16 protein-coding genes and 1 tRNA gene are annotated in these 16,238 nt (G+C 65.4%); 7 read left to right on the forward strand and 10 right to left on the reverse strand.

Annotated features, from left to right (window positions below; all coding sequences use genetic code 11):
* Positions 1-21 precede the first annotated feature (21 nt).
* A complete protein-coding gene (locus tag M2343_RS16075; RefSeq protein ID WP_264603909.1) occupies positions 22-1,425 on the reverse strand; it encodes an MFS transporter in 1,404 nt (467 codons plus the stop codon).
* Positions 1,426-1,571: 146 nt separating this feature from the next.
* Here M2343_RS16075 and M2343_RS16080 point away from each other — a divergent pair, with 146 nt between their 5' ends.
* The 3 genes from M2343_RS16080 to M2343_RS16700 all read left to right on the forward strand — a co-directional run bounded on the left by M2343_RS16080 (position 1,572) and on the right by M2343_RS16700 (position 5,355).
* On the forward strand, positions 1,572-3,050 hold the full coding sequence (locus tag M2343_RS16080) for an FAD-dependent oxidoreductase (protein WP_264573560.1): 1,479 nt from the start codon (positions 1,572-1,574) through the stop codon (positions 3,048-3,050).
* Positions 3,051-3,071: 21 nt separating this feature from the next.
* A complete protein-coding gene (locus M2343_RS16085; RefSeq protein WP_264577409.1) occupies positions 3,072-4,130 on the forward strand; it encodes a TauD/TfdA family dioxygenase in 1,059 nt (352 codons plus the stop codon).
* A gap of 124 nt (positions 4,131-4,254) precedes the next feature.
* Complete coding sequence (locus M2343_RS16700; RefSeq protein ID WP_181560572.1) at positions 4,255-5,355, forward strand: diguanylate cyclase domain-containing protein; 1,101 nt, start codon at positions 4,255-4,257, stop codon at positions 5,353-5,355.
* Between the two features lie 33 nt (positions 5,356-5,388).
* Here the strand turns inward: M2343_RS16700 and M2343_RS16095 are convergent.
* A tRNA-Arg gene (locus tag M2343_RS16095) sits at positions 5,389-5,465 on the reverse strand.
* 132 nt (positions 5,466-5,597) lie between these two features.
* On the opposite strand from M2343_RS16095, the gene M2343_RS16100 reads away from it, so the two are divergent.
* A complete protein-coding gene (locus M2343_RS16100) occupies positions 5,598-6,362 on the forward strand; it encodes a queuosine precursor transporter (protein WP_413716030.1) in 765 nt (254 codons plus the stop codon).
* A 9-nt stretch (positions 6,363-6,371) separates the two neighbouring features.
* On the opposite strand, the gene M2343_RS16105 is transcribed toward M2343_RS16100, so the two are convergent.
* On the reverse strand, positions 6,372-7,055 hold the full coding sequence (locus M2343_RS16105; protein ID WP_264577591.1) for an RluA family pseudouridine synthase: 684 nt from the start codon (positions 7,053-7,055) through the stop codon (positions 6,372-6,374).
* A gap of 336 nt (positions 7,056-7,391) precedes the next feature.
* Between M2343_RS16105 and ctrA the strand changes: the two genes are divergently transcribed.
* Positions 7,392-8,105: a response regulator transcription factor CtrA gene (gene ctrA, locus M2343_RS16110; RefSeq protein ID WP_181560569.1), complete on the forward strand. Its 714-nt coding sequence runs from the start codon at positions 7,392-7,394 to the stop codon at positions 8,103-8,105.
* 642 nt (positions 8,106-8,747) lie between these two features.
* Here the strand turns inward: ctrA and M2343_RS16115 are convergent.
* From M2343_RS16115 to M2343_RS16145, 7 genes are all read right to left on the reverse strand, one after another.
* The gene (locus tag M2343_RS16115) at positions 8,748-9,578 is read right to left on the reverse strand and encodes a 23S rRNA (adenine(2030)-N(6))-methyltransferase RlmJ (protein WP_264577410.1); all 831 of its coding nucleotides are present in this window, start codon (positions 9,576-9,578) and stop codon (positions 8,748-8,750) included.
* A 372-nt stretch (positions 9,579-9,950) separates the two neighbouring features.
* Positions 9,951-10,730, reverse strand: coding sequence for a metallophosphoesterase family protein (locus M2343_RS16120; RefSeq protein WP_264577411.1), 780 nt, complete (start codon positions 10,728-10,730; stop codon positions 9,951-9,953).
* 86 nt (positions 10,731-10,816) lie between these two features.
* Complete coding sequence (dcd, locus tag M2343_RS16125; protein WP_181560566.1) at positions 10,817-11,371, reverse strand: dCTP deaminase; 555 nt, start codon at positions 11,369-11,371, stop codon at positions 10,817-10,819.
* 57 nt (positions 11,372-11,428) lie between these two features.
* Positions 11,429-11,908 (reverse strand): cytidine deaminase, encoded by a 480-nt coding sequence (locus M2343_RS16130; RefSeq protein WP_264577412.1) that lies wholly within the window; start codon positions 11,906-11,908, stop codon positions 11,429-11,431.
* The gene (locus tag M2343_RS16135) at positions 11,905-12,642 is read right to left on the reverse strand and encodes a glycoside hydrolase family 25 protein (protein WP_264577413.1); all 738 of its coding nucleotides are present in this window, start codon (positions 12,640-12,642) and stop codon (positions 11,905-11,907) included. Before M2343_RS16135 ends, M2343_RS16130 begins: the two co-directional genes overlap by 4 nt.
* An 18-nt stretch (positions 12,643-12,660) precedes the next feature.
* Complete coding sequence (locus tag M2343_RS16140) at positions 12,661-13,143, reverse strand: UPF0262 family protein (protein WP_181560564.1); 483 nt, start codon at positions 13,141-13,143, stop codon at positions 12,661-12,663.
* Between the two features lie 85 nt (positions 13,144-13,228).
* Positions 13,229-14,446: an MFS transporter gene (locus tag M2343_RS16145; RefSeq protein WP_264577414.1), complete on the reverse strand. Its 1,218-nt coding sequence runs from the start codon at positions 14,444-14,446 to the stop codon at positions 13,229-13,231.
* Positions 14,447-14,635: 189 nt separating this feature from the next.
* Here M2343_RS16145 and M2343_RS16150 point away from each other — a divergent pair, with 189 nt between their 5' ends.
* Positions 14,636-15,373 (forward strand): sulfite exporter TauE/SafE family protein, encoded by a 738-nt coding sequence (locus M2343_RS16150; RefSeq protein ID WP_264577415.1) that lies wholly within the window; start codon positions 14,636-14,638, stop codon positions 15,371-15,373.
* A complete protein-coding gene (locus M2343_RS16155; protein WP_264577416.1) occupies positions 15,364-16,170 on the forward strand; it encodes a ferritin-like domain-containing protein in 807 nt (268 codons plus the stop codon). Before M2343_RS16150 ends, M2343_RS16155 begins: the two co-directional genes overlap by 10 nt.
* The last annotated feature ends 68 nt before the right edge of the window (positions 16,171-16,238 follow it).

Here is a 16,238-nt window from a genome sequence, read left to right on the forward strand (position 1 = left end):
CCGCGAGCGGTGAGGATCTCGTTAAGCCGCCGCAGTGCCCGCAGCCTCCGGCGCCGGGCGTTCCGGCCGCTTGAGCAGCATGTTGATCACGAGAATCGAGAGGAACAGGATGAAGGGGCAGATCGCCGCGAGCGCATAGGTACGCACGGCGGGGATGCCGCTCGCAAGGATCGCGCCGCCGATCAGTGGGCCGACGATGCCCCCGATCTTGCCGACCGCCGAGGCCCAGCCACCGGCGCTCGCCCGGATCGCGCTCGGATAATAAAGCGCGAGCTGGCTGATGATCGCCGCATGGCAGCCGCCGACCAGCATGCTCTGCACCACGATGGTCGGCAGCAGCATCGCGCGCGGAATCCATTCCATGCCGATGCCGACGGCCATGGGCACGATGAGGAGCGTGCAGGCAGCCGCGAATTTGAGGCCGTAGCGGGCGGAGAAGCGCATGATGACCACGCCGGCAACAGCGCCGAGCAGGGCGCCGATGGCCGAGACGTTGGCGGCGGTTTCCCGCGCCACGTCCATCCGCTCCAGCACCAGCGGGCCGAAGGCGGACTTGAAGAAGATGCCGAGGGCGCTGGCGCCATAGCCGATCCAGATGATCGGTGTGAGCAGGCGCAGATTGCCGACGAACAGGTCGCTGAAGCGGAAGTTGCGCTTGTGCTTGCCCTCGTCGGCGAGAATGAACTGGTCGTCCGCCTGCACGTCGATGCTCTTGTCCAGCCGCTTGATGGTCGCGACGATCAGCTCGGGCTTGATGCCCTTACTGGCCAGGAAGCGCGGGGATTCCGGCAGGAAAATCGCGATGGCGAGCGCGCAGACGACCGAGCCGATGCCGCCGGCGAAATACACGCCTTCCCAGCCATGGAACGGCGCGATCATGTTGGTGAGCGGGGCGGCGGCCGCGCTGCCGAGGCTGAAGCCCATCATGATGAAGGCGATCACCGTGGCGCGCAACTTGGGGGGCACGAATTCGACATTGAGCGCCCAGGCGAGCGGCAGAGCGCCGCCAATGGCCAGACCATCGAGGAAGCGCAGGGTCAGCAGCGCCGGATAATTGGTCGCGAAACCGGTGAGGAAGGTCAGGATGCCAAAGGCGAAGGTGCACATGATGATTGTCGGGCGGCGGCCGATGCGGTCGCCGACATAAGTGAAGATCAACCCGCCGACGACCATGCCCACTGTGCCGGCCGAGAACGCATTGCCGATCTCGATGTCCGTGAGCTGCAGCTCGTCCTGCATATAGGGGGCGGTGAAAGACATCATCATCATGTCCAGCCCGTCGAACAGCGTGACGAGCCAGGAGAGCATGATCAGCAGATAGTTGAAGGGCGTGAGCTTGCGTCCGTCGAGCAACGTCGCAAGATCAACCGTTTTTGCCGCTCTGGCCATACCGCAGGCATCTCCCTCTTCGCGCAGATTATTCATATCTCGCCGTCCTTTGCCGGGACTGCGATCATTTCGCTACCTGTTTAGCTACATCTGAACTAATAATTAGCAAGCTCTCTATACACGAGCGAAAATTTGTTGCCTTGACTATGAAGCAAGGCGAATCAGTGAGGAGAGAATGTCAGATGGCTGAAGAGCAGACGCCGAAGGTCCGTCAGGTTCGCCAGTCGGAGGATCGTTTTCTGGCCTCTGACGTGTTCGAGACGGGTGGTCGGGTGCTGCCGCGGGCCAATGGCACGGGGACCTGGGTCGAGCCTGCGCGCGAGATTCCGGTGTATCACAGCTGCGACGTGCTGGTGGTCGGCGGCGGGCCTTCGGGCACGGCGGCGGCCTGGGCGGCGGCGCAGGCCGGGGCCGATGTGGTGCTGATGGAGCGCTACAATCATCTGGGCGGCCTTTCCACCGGCGGCCTCGTCATCTGGATCGACCGGATGACCGATTGGACCGGCCGGCAGGTCATCCAGGGCTTTGCCAATGATGTGCTCGGGCGCCTGCCCGCCGCTGGCCTGGCCGGACCACCGCGCGCCGACTGGGGCTCGCGCGATCCCAAGAAGGCGAGCTATTGGGGCCAGCGCACTGCGGCCTTCCACGGCACGGTCTGCTGGTCGCCCACGCTCGATCCCGAGCGGCTCAAGCTGATCAGCCAGGAGATGCTGCTGGCAGCCGGCGTGCGGCTGGTGTTCCACAGCTGGGCAGCAGTGCCGATGGTCGCCGACGGCAAGGTCGAAGGGGTGGTGTTCGAATCCAAGGCCGGGCGTCAGGCGCTGCGTGCCAAGGTGGTCGTCGATACCACCGGCGATGGCGACATCTTCGCGCGCGCCGGGGCCGAGTTCGATACCGATATCGAGGAAGGCGACGTCCACCACAGCGCCAACACCGGCTTCATGCTGGGCGGTGTGGACATGGACCGCTGGCTGGCCTTCCGCGCCAATGAGCCCGAGCAATATGCCGAGTTCGCCAAGCTCGGCCGTGAGCGGCTCGGCTTCTTCCAGCCGCCTTATGTCTCCTGGCGCAACGACATCGCGCTGTTCCTCGGCCCGCGCCAATCCGGCCTGTCCGCGCTGGATGTGGATGACCAGACCGAGCTGGAGATCCGCTCGCACCGGTTCATGCAGACGCATTGCGAGTTCTTCCTCGCGCATGCGCCGGGGTTCGAGCAATGCTATATGCTGCAGAGCGGCTCGCAGCTTGGCGTGCGGCACACACGGCGTCTGGCTGGCATGGGCAAGATCCTGCGCAGCCAGTGGGCCGATGGCATTGCGCTGCCCGACGAGGTCGGGGTCAGCCCTTCGGTCAGCCTCAAATATCCGGTCATCTCGGTGCCCTATGGCGCGCTGGTGCCGCGCAAGCTCGACGGCTTGCTGGCAGGCGGCAAGCACATCAGCTGCGATGCCAACTCGCATGGCTTCATGCGCGAGATCCCGCAATGCTGGCTGACCGGACAGGCCGCTGGCGCCGCAGCCGCGCTCAGCGTGAACGCCGGCGTCCAGCCCCGCGCGCTCGATGTGACCAGCCTGCAGGCAGAGTTGCGCAGGCAGGGCGTGTTCCTGCATGACCAGGCAGGCAAGATGCCGGAAGCCGAACAGGCCGCCGCGGCGGAATAATCCCGTGAATTGAGAGTATTGATGACTGACAGCGCGACCCTATCCCGCCCCGACCCGAGCGAACTGACCCGTCTCGGCAAGCCCTCCGGCGCATGGACCGGCACGCTCGGCGGGGGTGCCGAGGGCCTGACCCGGCGGCTGGGACCGGCGCAACTCGACGCGCTCGACGCTGCCGTCCGCGCCACGCAGGGCCGCGCGCCAACATCCGTTACGCGGGAGGATTTCGGCGCGCCGGCGATCGCGAGCCTGATGGCAGCGGTGAATTACGACCTGATGGCCGGGCGCGGCGCCGTGTTGCTGAGCGGGATCGACATCGCGCGCTACGACCTGGAAGCGTTCCAGCGCCTGCACTTCGGTCTTGGCACGCATCTGGGCCGCGCGGTCGAACAGAGCGCGCGCCACGATCGCATCGGGCTGGTGCGCAAGGAGCCCAATCCCGAACGGCGCGGCTATCTCAACGATACCGAGCTCGGGCCGCACACCGACTATCACGAGATCCTCAGCCTGGCTTCCGTCGTCACCTCGCCGGAGGGCGGGGTAAGCGGGCTGGTCAGTGCTGCCGCCGTCTATGCGGCGATCCAGGCGGAGCGACCGGACGTTCTGGCGGTGCTGGAGGAGGGCTATTATTACCCGACAAGCCTGGAGAGCGTCACCCATTACAAGGTGCCCAGCTTCTCCGTGATCGACGGGCATATCGGCATCTACAATTACGTGCTGTTCATCGTGCAGGCCGCGCAGATCAGGGGCGAGCCGGTGCCGGAGCGTTTCGTGGAGGCGTTGCGCGTCCTGATGCGCATGGCGGCGCGACCGGAGTTAAAGGTATCCTTCACCCTGCAGCCGGGCGAGATGATCTTCTGGCACAATTTCCGGGTGATGCACTCGCGCACCGGCTTTACCAACACGCCCGGTCGCGAGCGGCTGCTGCTGCGGCTCTGGCTGGAGGCATACGAGCGCTACCCGCTGGCGCAGGGCTATCGCGAGATCGGCCGCCTGCTTGAGCAGCAGCATGCGCAGGGCTGGTCGATGCTGGTCAATAGCGACGAAAGCCTGCGGGCCGCCGGAACCTTGATCCGCGGATAACGCGCCAACTCCGCGCGTAGGGAACCACTGCGCCGTCTTGGCATTTCCCGTCTTTTCCGGCTCCCGGCGAACATTCTCGGCGCCCGTGTGTTTTGCTGGTACAAAGGGGCAGGGAAGAGGGCCAATGATCAACCGGCAGGTGCTGCTCGCAGACAAGGTGTATGTCGAACTGGTGCGCAGCCTGTTCGTCAATGTGACGCCGTCTGCCATCATGGCGGTCGCCTTTACCCTCAGCGTCGCCCTTATTGTGAACGAGACGCGGGACCGGCTCACGCTGACGCTCGGCGTGGCCGGGGTGCTGGCGATGGGGGTGCGGATCATCGTCACGCTGCGTTTGCGCGGACAGGCGCTCGCCAGCGACCTTCATCCGGTCCGGGCCAGACAGCTCGAGCTCATGTTCCTCATACCCCAGCTCAGCTTTGCCCTCGCGCTTGGCCTGTTCAGCGGGCTTGTCATCCTGCAGAAGTCGGACGGGCAGCCATTAATGGTGTGTCTGGTCGTCGGCTTCTGTGCCGGCCTCGCCGCCGGTTCGGGTCTGCGCCCCCCCGTTGCCGTGCCGGGCATGCTGGCGGCCAGCCTCCCCACCGCTCTGGCCGCCTTTATTCGCGCCGATGCCATGTCGATCGCCACAGGCGCCTCCATTCTAGCCTTCCTCTATGCTGGTGCGCAAAGTCTGGCGACGCGGCATGAGTCTGCCGTGACGGGGATCAGCAAGCGGCTGACCTCGGGATCATTGGCCCGGCGCGATCCTTTGACCAACCTCGCCAATCGCCTCGCCTTGCGCGAGCGGTTCGATGAGGCCGTGGTCCTCAAGCGGGGAAAGGGGATCGTGGCGGTTCACTATCTCGATCTCGACGGGTTCAAGCCGGTGAACGACACCCACGGCCATGCCGCCGGCGATACGCTGCTGCAGATGGTCGCCAAGCGGCTGAGCAGCGCCATCCGCAGCGAGGATATCGTGGCGCGGCTGGGCGGCGATGAGTTCGTCATCGTGCAGTTCGGTCTCGATAAGGCGGAGGATGCCACGCTGCTGTCCGATCGCGTCGTCCGCGCCATCGCGCAGCCCTTCGTCATCGAGGGCAACCGCATCCGCATTTCCACCTGCATCGGCACCGCGACCGCGCGCGCCGAGGAGAGCCACATGGAAGTGCTGATGCGTGAGGCGGACGAGGCGCTCTATGCCGCCAAGCGACGGCGCGCTCAGGCACAGGCGGCGCGGGCGTAGTTCCGCGGCCTTGGCCCGCGCCGACGGAAGAAGTGGCGACCCCGGCAGGATTCGAACCTGCGACCATTCGCTTAGAAGGCGAATGCTCTATCCGGCTGAGCTACGGGGCCACGGAACGATCCGCTAACCGCATCGCCGGGCGTCTGGCAATGGCAAAGCGATGCCGCGCGCGGTTTTGGGTGGGGGCAGGAGGCTGCAAGATCGATTGCAGGGCGCGATATCGCGCGGCATAGTCCCGCGCCATGGCTGCTCCCTCCGACGTCGCGTCCGCCGCGACTCCGCCCTCGATCGCTCCCCATTCGATCGCTCATGTCGATGCCAGCGCGCTCGCCGGGCACAGGCTGCAATATTATGATTTCGTGATGGCCGCCTTCGTCGCGGTGCTGCTGCTCTCCAACGTCATCGGCGCCGCCAAGTTGGCAAGCCTGTGGGGCTTTACTTTCGGTGCCGGCATCCTGTTCTTTCCGTTGGGCTATGTGCTGGGCGACGTGCTGACCGAAGTCTATGGATACGCCCGCGCCCGGCGCTGCATCTGGGCCGGCTTCGCCGCGATGCTGTTCATGGCCCTGATGAGCTGGGTGGTCGTCTCGCTGCCCCCGGCGGACGGCTGGGACGGGCAGGCAGCCTATGAGTCGGTCTTCGGCCAGGTGCCGCGGATTGTCTTCGCCTCGATCTTCGCCTTTTGGGCCGGTGAGCTGACCAACAGCTTCGTGCTCGCCAAGATGAAGCTGCTGACCAAAGGCAAGCATCTGTGGACCCGCACTATCGGCTCGACCATCGTCGGGCAGGGCGTCGACAGCCTGCTCTTCTATCCGCTGGCCTTTTATGGCCTGTGGTCCACCGATCAGGTGCTGACCGTGATGGTCACCAATTGGGCGTTGAAAGTAGGCTGGGAAGCGGTGCTGACGCCGGTCACCTACCTCGCCGTCAATTTCTTCAAGCGGCGCGAAGGGCTGGACGTCTATGATGAGCAGACTGACTTCACGCCGTTCAAGGCGCAGGTCTGACCAGCCCCGTTAGCCCTCGGCCGGTGAGGGCGCATCCCGGTTAAGCGCCTGGGCATCGGCGAAGCCCGCCGCTGCAAAAGGCGCCGGCGGTGGGGCTTCGGCCTCGACGGGCGGCTTGCCTGGGCGGGGCAGCTTGAGGCTGACCGCGTGCAGCAGCATCCGGCCATCCCATGGCGCGCCGGGTGGTGCGGAGGGGTAATAACGGTCGCCCAATATGCCGAGGCCAAGGCCGTGCAGGGCATGCGCGCGCAGCTGGTGCGTGCGCCCGGTTTCGGGGCGGAATTGCACGAGGGCGCGGCCATCGCGCGCCTCCAGCAGGCGCCAGCGCGTCACGGCCGGCTTGCCCTTCGGGTCCGGCTGCATCCGCCAGCCATCCTCGCGCGTGCTGGTCTTGCCCAGCGGCAGATCGATCACCCCTTCGCGCTCCGCCGGCACGCCGTCCAGCACGGCAAGATAGACCTTCTCCACCTCGCGCGCTTCGAAGGCCTGGGTGAAGCGCTTGGCAGCCTTGGGATTACGGGCGAGCAGCAGGCAGCCGCTGGTGTCCCGGTCCAGTCGATGCACCGCCACCGGCCAGCGCTGGAAGCCGAAGGTCAGGCTGTCGAGATGATTTTCCAGGCTCAGCGCGCCGTCGCGCGGGCGGTCGACGGGCAGGCCCGCCGGCTTGTCCAGCACGATGGCCTCACCATCCATGAAGATCACCCGGTCGGTAAGGGGGGACAGATCGCCGGCAGGCGACCCTCTGCGGCTATTCCGGGGATCATGGGTGAAGGACATGGTGCCTCCCTAGGCGCTATCGTCCGCAGGGGGAAGACGCAGGGAGGGACGGGCTCCATTTACTTGCCCCCGGCGGAGGGGGCCGCATTGATTCTCACCCCATTAAGCACGCAAACGGCCCGCGACTCGTGCTTTCAGGCCAGTTTACGTAAAATTAACCTTTTGCGTTCACTCTTCATATGGTTAATAGTTACTGGTGGTTGGATTGAGTGACGAGCAGCTCTCCGGCCAACTGAGCAAAGGGGCTGGTGTATGCGCGTGTTGCTGATCGAAGACGAACCGACGACTGCCAAAGCTATCGAGCTGATGCTGACCACCGAGGGGTTCAACGTCTACACGACCGATCTGGGCGAAGAAGGCCTCGATCTCGGCAAGCTCTACGATTACGATATCATCTGCCTCGACCTGAACCTGCCGGACATGCACGGCTATGACGTGCTCAAGAAGCTCCGCGCATCGCGCGTGCAGACCCCGGTCCTCATTCTCTCCGGCATTGCCGAGATGGACAGCAAGGTCCGCTCTTTCGGCTTCGGTGCAGACGATTACGTCACCAAGCCGTTCCACAAGGAAGAGCTGGTGGCGCGCATCCATGCCGTCGTCCGCCGCTCCAAGGGCCATTCGCAAAGCGTCATCCGCACCGGCAAGCTGTCGGTCAATCTCGACGCCAAGACCGTGGAGGTGGATGGCAACCGCGTCCACCTGACCGGCAAGGAATATGCGATGCTGGAGCTGCTCTCGCTCCGCAAGGGCACCACGCTCACCAAGGAGATGTTCCTCAATCATCTCTATGGCGGCATGGACGAGCCGGAACTCAAGATCATCGACGTGTTCATCTGCAAGCTGCGCAAGAAGCTCAGCCTGGCATGCAGCGGCGACAATTACATCGAGACCGTCTGGGGCCGTGGCTATGTGCTGCGCGATCCCGACGAGATCATCGACGAACTGGAAACCGCGCAGGTCGCCTGACCTCAGTCCGCGAACGGGATTTACGGCAAAGGCCGGCGGAGCGATCCGTCGGCCTTTTCTGCGCGTGGGTCTCAACGGAACCGGCAGACGCGGGATAGGGGTGCAGAAACCCAGCCGCACGCGGGCACACTATACGCCCCTTATACCGGACACGCCCGACCTCCAAAAACCACCCCGTGCTCCTGCGAAGCCAGGAGCCCAGGGCGAACAAGCACCTCGACTGGATCGGCGCGCGCCAGGCAGATGCAGTCTTGGATGGAATAGCGGCCTCGTCATCTGCGACCGAAAACGGCATCCGGACGATCCTTCTCTCCTATGGAGCTTGGCTGGCCTGCGGCTCGCAGGAGGGGCGGGGGGGCATGGGAGTGAGTGACCGAGGCGTTGCTGCACCACCCCAACCCCTCCTCTGAAGGGGAGGGGCTAAGACTGCTTCCTAAACCCAGCACGGTCATCCGAACGGCGGCAAATTGCCTCTGCTCTAAAAGCTGCCTGTCCGGGCACGACACCGTAGCCCCCACTCCCTCCGTTCGTCCTGAGGAACTGCTGAGCCTGTCGAAGCAGCGTATCGAAGGACTGGTCTTGCGCGGACCCACCGGAAAACGTCGACTTTCGGCCCACTGCCGCCCCGGATCGAATTTTACCCTAACCCCCCAACCAATCGGCTATGATCTCGCCGCGATGCCCCTCCGGCGCCAACGCGGCGCGCAGGGCTTCCAGCAGAGGCGGCAGCGCCTGCGTAAAGGCGTAGGGCGGGTTGACGATATAAAGCCCTGCGCCGTTGTAGATGCCCGGCTGGTCGGCATCGTACAACCAGTGATCCACCTGCAGGAATTTCGGAATGCGGAGCTTGCGGAGCTGCCCGCTCCACCGCTGATGCGTGGCGCGGTCTTTGAGCGGGTACCAGATCACCGTCACGCCATGCGCCCATTTGCGGTGAGCGGCGGCGAGGGTGGCGGTGATGCGGGCGCGTTCGTCCGTCTGCTCATAGGGCGGGTCGACCACAACCACGCCGCGCGCGGTGCGGGGCGGCACCATCGCCAGCCAAAGCTCGTAGGCATCGCGCTCGTGCACGGCGGCGGACGTGCCGCGCATTACGCCGCGCAGGGAGTAAGCGTCTTCGGGATGTTTTTCGTTGAGGATCAGCAAATCCTGCGGGCGCAGAAGCTGCGCCAGAATCTGCGGCGATCCGGGGTAGAGGCGCGGCTCGGCTCCCACGTTCACCGCCTGCACGGCGGCGCGATAGTCGCTCAGCAAAGGGTTCGGATCGGCAAAGGCGCGCAGCACGCCGTGCACAGCCTCGCCAGTGCGTTGGGCCTGCTCGCTGCCAAGGTCGTACAGCCCGCAGCCGGCATGGGTATCGATCAGGGTCAGGGCGCCCGGCTTTTGCTGCAAGGCCCGCACGAGGGCGATCAGCAGGCTGTGCTTCACGACATCGGCGCTGTTGCCGGCATGGAAGGAATGGCGATAATTCATGGTGATTCAAATTCCTGACACGCGCGGCCGGGCGGGCACGCGCGGCGACCGACAAGGCGCTCGTAGAGCGTGAGCGGAAGCCTTTAAAGCAGTTGCGCGCGGCCTCAACCCCGTGGCGATGGCACCATCGGTGCGATTGCATCATGTGCTCAGAACAGACGCGCCGTTCGTGTCGAGCCCTTCGACTGCCCGCAGGCGAGCGCTCGGGATGAACTTCAGCCTTTGGCTGAAGTCGAGACACGCGAGGCCTGTGTCACCGTGTCTCGACTTCGCTCGACACGAACGGAGCGGCGGGGAGCCGTAGGTGACGAGAAGCGAGGGCAGTCCGGCTGCACTCATCGCAATGTCTGCGTTCTGCCTGACGGAGCCGACCTAGCCTCCCGATTTACCGGTGGAGAGAAACCAGCGCTCCGTGCCCTCAAGTCCCGCCGCCGTCAGCACGCCGGACTTGTATGCCCCGGTATCGATTCCCATCCGGTTCTCGCGCTGCTCGACCGCCTCGGTAATCGAGTGGCCATGGACGATGAAATAATCGTGCGGGTCGTCATAGAACAGGAATTCCTCGCGGATCCAGCGCAGGTCCTTTTCGTCCTGCTCGTCCAGCGGCACTTCGGGCCGGACGCCGGCGTGGACGAAGGCGTAGTTGCCGATGATCGCCTTGTCCGTCAGCCTGGCGAGGAAGGCGCGGTGCGTGTCCGGCACCGCGCTCGTCAGCCAGTCGCGCAGTTCCCCCAGCGTCATCGTATCGAGATCGGTCTCGCTCGCGCCATAGGAGAGGAGCGTCTCGCGGCCGCCGATGCGGGTGAGGAAGCGCAGCGCGCTCTCATCGCCCTCTACGGCCATGGCGAACACTTCCTCATGATTGCCGCGCAGGCAGAGGATGTTCGGCCACCAGTCGCGCAGTTGCAGCACATAGTCGATCACGCCCTTACTATCCTGCCCGCGGTCGACATAATCGCCCAGGAACACCAGTTGCGTGCTGCCGGTCGGGCCTCGGCTATGGTCGTCGGCAGCGATCAGGTCGATAAGTTCGAGCAGCAGATCCAGCCGGCCATGAATGTCGCCGATCGCGTAGACGCGGCGGCCCTCGCCCAGGTCTGGCGCATGGGTCAGAGGTTCAGGCTTTGACTTGGATTTGAAGAGGCCAAACATGTGCCTCTCCATATAAAACGAGCGGGCGCGATCCGGCCAGCGCAATCGTGCTTAGCAAAAGCTTTCCGGCGACAGGTTGGCCCCCGTCAGAGCTTGGGCAGCGTCACGCCGCGCTGGCCCATATATTTGCCGGCGCGGTCGGCATAGCTCGTCTCGCACGGCTCATTGCCTTCCAGGAACAGGAACTGGCAGGCGCCTTCATTGGCGTAGATTTTGGCGGGTAGCGGCGTGGTGTTGGAGAATTCCAGCGTCACATGGCCTTCCCAGCCCGGCTCCAGAGGCGTCACGTTCACGATGATGCCGCAGCGCGCATAAGTGGATTTGCCGAGGCAGATCACCAGCACATCGCGCGGGATGCGGAAATATTCCACCGTCCGCGCCAGCGCGAAGCTGTTGGGCGGGATGATGCACACGTCCGTCTTGCGGTCGACGAAGCTGTTGGCGGCGAAGTCCTTGGGGTCCACCACGGCGCTGTCGACATTGGTGAAGATCTTGAAATCCTCGGCCACCCGCGCGTCATAGCCGTAAGAGGAGAGGCCGTAGCTGATGCAGCCCTCGCGCCGCTGGCTTTCCACGAACGGCTCGATCATGCCGTTTTCTTGCGCCTGACGGCGAATCCATTTGTCGGAGAGTATGGCCATGGGGGCGTTGCTAATCGCTCGCCGCGCCGAATGCCAGAGGCGATGATATGGTGAGGATCAGCCCGGGCCGATGCCGAGATTGGCCGGGCCGAAGGCGTGCGGCAGCAGCGCGTCGAGCGTAAGGCGCAGCACGGCGCTGCCATCTGGCGTGGCGCACAGGATCGTCAGCGGGCGCCCGCCCATATCCTGCGCCTCCTTGATGATCTGCCGGCAGCGACCGCAGGGCGTGATGATGCCGCCATCCCCGCCGTCCATCGCGCCGCCCGTCACCGCGATGGCCGCGATATCCCGTAGCTGCCCCTGCGCATTGGCGGCAGCGATGGCCACGGTCTCGGCGCAGAGCGACAGGCCGTAGCTCGCATTCTCGAAATTGGCGCCGGTGAGGATCGTCCCGTCGGTCAGCCGCAAGGCCGCGCCGACCGCAAAGCGGCTGTAGGGCGCATGGGCCTGCGCCATGGCGCCGCGCGCGGCGTCGATCAGCGCGCGTTCGTCCGGGGTTGGCGGCGTCGGGTCTTGTCGGGTCGCTTTTTCGCTCATTGCCGCACCGCATTCCATTCGATCGGCCCCTCGATGCCGTTGATCCGCTTCCAGGTGGAGGCGGTCCACATCGTCCAGGGACGCGTGGTGTAATCGGGCACGAAGAAGTCGCCGTCCACCCACAAGGTGCGGTTGATGCCACCGGCCACGTCATAGGCCGCCTCGAATTCGCGGCTGGTGCGGATCACAGCGGGCTTGGCGGCGTGGGTTTCGATCTGGTTGAGGAAGGTGTTCAGCTCGGCCAGCAGCGTATCGCGGTTGGGCCGCGCTGTGCAGGGCAGGTCGAAGCCCATTTCCACCACCGGCGGCAGCATCTGGGGGTCGCGCGGGACGGTGGCGATGAACCGCGTGGCCTGCGCCGAGGCGCTGCTGCACAGATCATAACGATGGATGGCGCCGTGGCGCATGTCGTTGGCGACCGCGCCGGCGAGATAATCATTAAAGGCGCTGTCCCGCCCGCGCGCGCCATCGGTGGCGCGCAAATAGACGAAGTCTGCACCTGCCGCGCGGGCCATCCGCCAGTTGATCGTGCCGCTCTGCGCGCTCAGCGTGATGCCTTGCACGGGGAAATATTTGGCCGAGGGCGTCCAGCTGCGGGCGAGCGTGAAGAGGCCCGCCACCAGTCCGCCGCCGATCACCAGCAGCAACATGAAGAGGCGTAGCGGCGTCACCTTGATCCGCCGGCGCCGGGCGCCCGGCGCGCCGGTCGTGCGCTTGGCCTTTGTGGTGCTCATGTCGTTTCGTCAGTCCCGTTATGCGCGGATATGAAGCACGCAGATCAGCGTGAACAGCCGCCGCGCGGTATCGAAATCCACGTCGATCTTTCCCTCCAGCCGCCCGCGCAGCAATTCGGCGGCATCGTTGTGGACGGCGCGCCGGGCCATGTCGACGGTTTCGATCTGGCTCGGCGTCGCCTGGCGGATCGCCTGATAATAGCTCTCCGTAATCGCGAAATAATCCCGGATCGCGCGCCGCAGGCTGGCGAGGCCGAGGATGATCGCTTCCAGCGCGCTGTCGTCCGTGCGCCGCAGTTCGATCACCAGCCGCCCGTCCGCCACGCGCAGAAACACCCGGTATGGGCCGGCATAGCCGTCCTCATGCTGGCGCACCGGCGCGAAATGATTGTCCTCCAGCAGGTCGAAGATCGCGATCCGTCGCTCCTGCTCCACATCCGCGCTGCGCCACAATATCGTCTTCTCGTCGAGCACGATGTCGATGATGCGGGGGTCGGCCATGGTCCCTTGCTTCCCTAGGCGCGTGGGCCAGCGGCGGCAAGAGCGTGGGGCAGGAGGGCGGGGGAGGCCCCGGGGAAGCAGCGCCTCAGGCGGGCTTGGCGCCCTCGTGCCGGGGCATCGGCCAGATCAGGCCGATGAGCGGCAGAACCAGCATCGCCAGGCCCGAGAACAGCAGGGCGCTGGCAACCCCATGGGCCTGCGCCACATGGCCCCAGAGCCAGCTCCCCAGCGCGATCCCGCCGAAGGTCAGGCTGCTCACCATGGCGGTAATGCGCCCGATAAGCGGGGCGGGCGACCACATTTGGCCGGCAACGGCAAAGCCGGAGAGCGCCTGCACCCAGCCGGCGCCGCCCATCACCAGCAGCACAAGCGTGGGGACCAGCCCGATGCCGAGCGCAACGCACACGCACACCGCGCCATAGAGGAGCCCCGCGCCGCGGATGATCGCCTCGCTGGAGAAGCGCTGGCGGAACCATGTGCTGCTCGCCGCGCCGATCACCGCGCCTAGGCCGAGTGCGCCGAGGAGCAGGCCGAAGGTCATCGATCCCCGGCCGAGCATCTGCGTTGCAACGAGCGGCATCAACGCCCAGGCAGCGCTGCCGGCGAGCGTGAAGCTGATGGCGCGGACCAGCACGGTGCGGATCGCCGGGGAACCAAGCGCAAAGCGGAAGCCCTCGCCGATCACCGTCAGCAGCGGGCGCCTTGTGGCCGGCGCCGGCGGCGCGGTGCGCCAGCGCAGCAGAATGACGATGACCATCAGATAGGAGAGGGCATTGACGACGAAGGCGGCCTTCGCGCCGCCCAGTGCGACGATACCGCCGCCGATGGCCGGGCCAAGGCTGCGCGCGATGTTGAAGGCGAGGATGTTGAGCGCGACGCCCGCCGCCAGTTCGTTGCGCGGCACGATGCTGCCGATGGAGGAGGCCAGCGCCGGATTGAAGCAGGCCACGCCGCAGGCGAGCAGGGCGGTGAGGCCAATGAGCAGCCCCGGCGGTGTCGTGCCAACAAAGGCGAGCGCCGCCAGCAGGACGGAAAGCGAGACCATGCCGGTCTGCGCGCCCAGCATCACCAGTCGCTTGTCGAACATGTCCGCCCACGCGCCGGCCGGCAGGGCCAGTAGCATGATCGGCAGATTGGTCGCGCTCTGGACGAGGGCGATGACGTCGGCCGGCTGGCCCGTGATGGTGAGTTGCCAGGCTGCGCCCACGGACTGGATGGCATTGCCGAAATGCGAGAACAGGCTGCCGAGCAGGATCAGCAGGAAGGTCCGGTGGCGCAACGGAGAAAAGGTGCCGCCGCTCATGGCCGTTGGTCCCTTGTCTGCTGCGCGCTCATCATGCTGGTCCCCTCCGTGCTGAACCGATCATTGATCAGTCACACGGTTTCGCCCTAGGCGCGTCGTTCTCGCCCGGCAAGACTGATGCGGCGGCGCGTTGGTGATGGGCAAGCAGGCGGGTGACGGGCCGACCAAAAGCGGCTAACCGCGCCGACAATGACGGGCGTCCTGATCATAATCGCGGCCTTCGCCACCGCGTTTCTTTCCGGCATCTTCGGCATGGCGGGGGGATTGCTGCTGATGGGCATCCTCGCCTTCCTGCTGCCGGTGTCCGCGGCCTTCGTCACGCATGGCATCCTCCAGCTTGTCGCCAATGGCTGGCGCGCGGTGGTGCATCGCGAACATGTCGTCTGGCCGATCATGCGCACTTATGCCCTGGGCGTCTTTGCTGCAGGTGCGGTGGTCGCGATGATCGGCTTCTCGCCCTCGCGACCCTTGCTGTTCCTGCTGCTCGGGTTGGTGCCGCTGGTCGTCTGGCTGCCCCGCCGCTGGATCGCTCTCGATGCATCCCGGCCCTCCCACGCCTTCCTTGCCGGGTTCACTGTCTCTGGTCTCAACCTGACGGCGGGCGTTGCCGGCCCGATGATGGACGTGTTCTTCGTCCGCACCCCGCTGACCCGCCACCAGATCGTTTCGACCAAGGCGGCGGGACAGGTTTTCAGCCATATCGCGAAGATCGGCGTGTTCGGAACGCCGATGCTGCTTGCGGGGCGGAGCGCCATGCCGCCCTGGTGGGTGTTCGCCATCGCGGTGCCGCTGTCCATGGTCGGCACGATGCTGGGCGGGCGACTGCTGGACCGGATCAGCGACGGCCACTTCCGGCGCTACACAGCATGGATCGTTACCGCGATTGGCATGCTCTACATCGGGAAGGCACTGATGGAATGGCTCTGACCGAACCCGCTACCTTGGGCGAGGCCTGCGTTGCAGTGCTGCAATGCAGCAATCCGCGCGAGAAGGTGATGGCGGCGCGCAAGGCTGCGCGGGACTGGCGGCTTGGGCGCCTCGCGTACCGGTTCGACACGCCACCGCCAGACCGCCCCGGTCGGCCCGAGCGCCCTGAGCTTCTGCCGCCCAACCGCATGCCAAAGCGCGGCAAGGGTGGCTCGGAGCGCGCCCGCATCGCCATGATTCACGCGCTGGCGCATATCGAATTCGTCGCCATCGACCTGGCCTTCGATCTCATCGCACGCTTTGGCGCGGACTTCCCGCCCGACTTTGCCGACGACTGGCTGCGTGTCGGTGCCGACGAGGCGATGCATTTCGCCTTGCTTGCGCGCCGGCTGGAGGAACTGGGCAGCGCCTATGGCGATCTGCCCGCCCATGACGGCCTGTGGGAGGCCGCGATCGAAACCGCACATGACGTCGCGGCCCGCCTCGCCATCGTGCCGATGGTGCTGGAAGCGCGGGCGCTGGACATCACGCCGGAAACCATCGTGCGTTTCAGGCATTTCAACGATGAGCGGACCGCGCGGATGCTGACCCGAATCGTTGACGACGAAGTTCGTCATGTCGGCGCAGGGACGAAATGGTTTTTGTGGTCGATGAATCGATCCGGCGCAAACCCGCAGGAAAGCTACCAAATGTTGGTTCGGCGCCACTTTCGCGGTGCCGTTAAGCCGCCGTTCAACGACTCAGCGCGGAGTCAGGCCGGTTTGACGCGCGATTTCTACCTGCCTCTTGCGCCTTAACCCGTTCTTCGCTCGAAAAGCCCCAGCCGGTTCACATGAGCCGGAAACACAAATACATTGAGGGGTCG

Origin of the sequence: Sphingobium sp. B8D3B (genome assembly GCF_025961875.1) — a bacterium.
Lineage (GTDB): Bacteria > Pseudomonadota > Alphaproteobacteria > Sphingomonadales > Sphingomonadaceae > Sphingobium.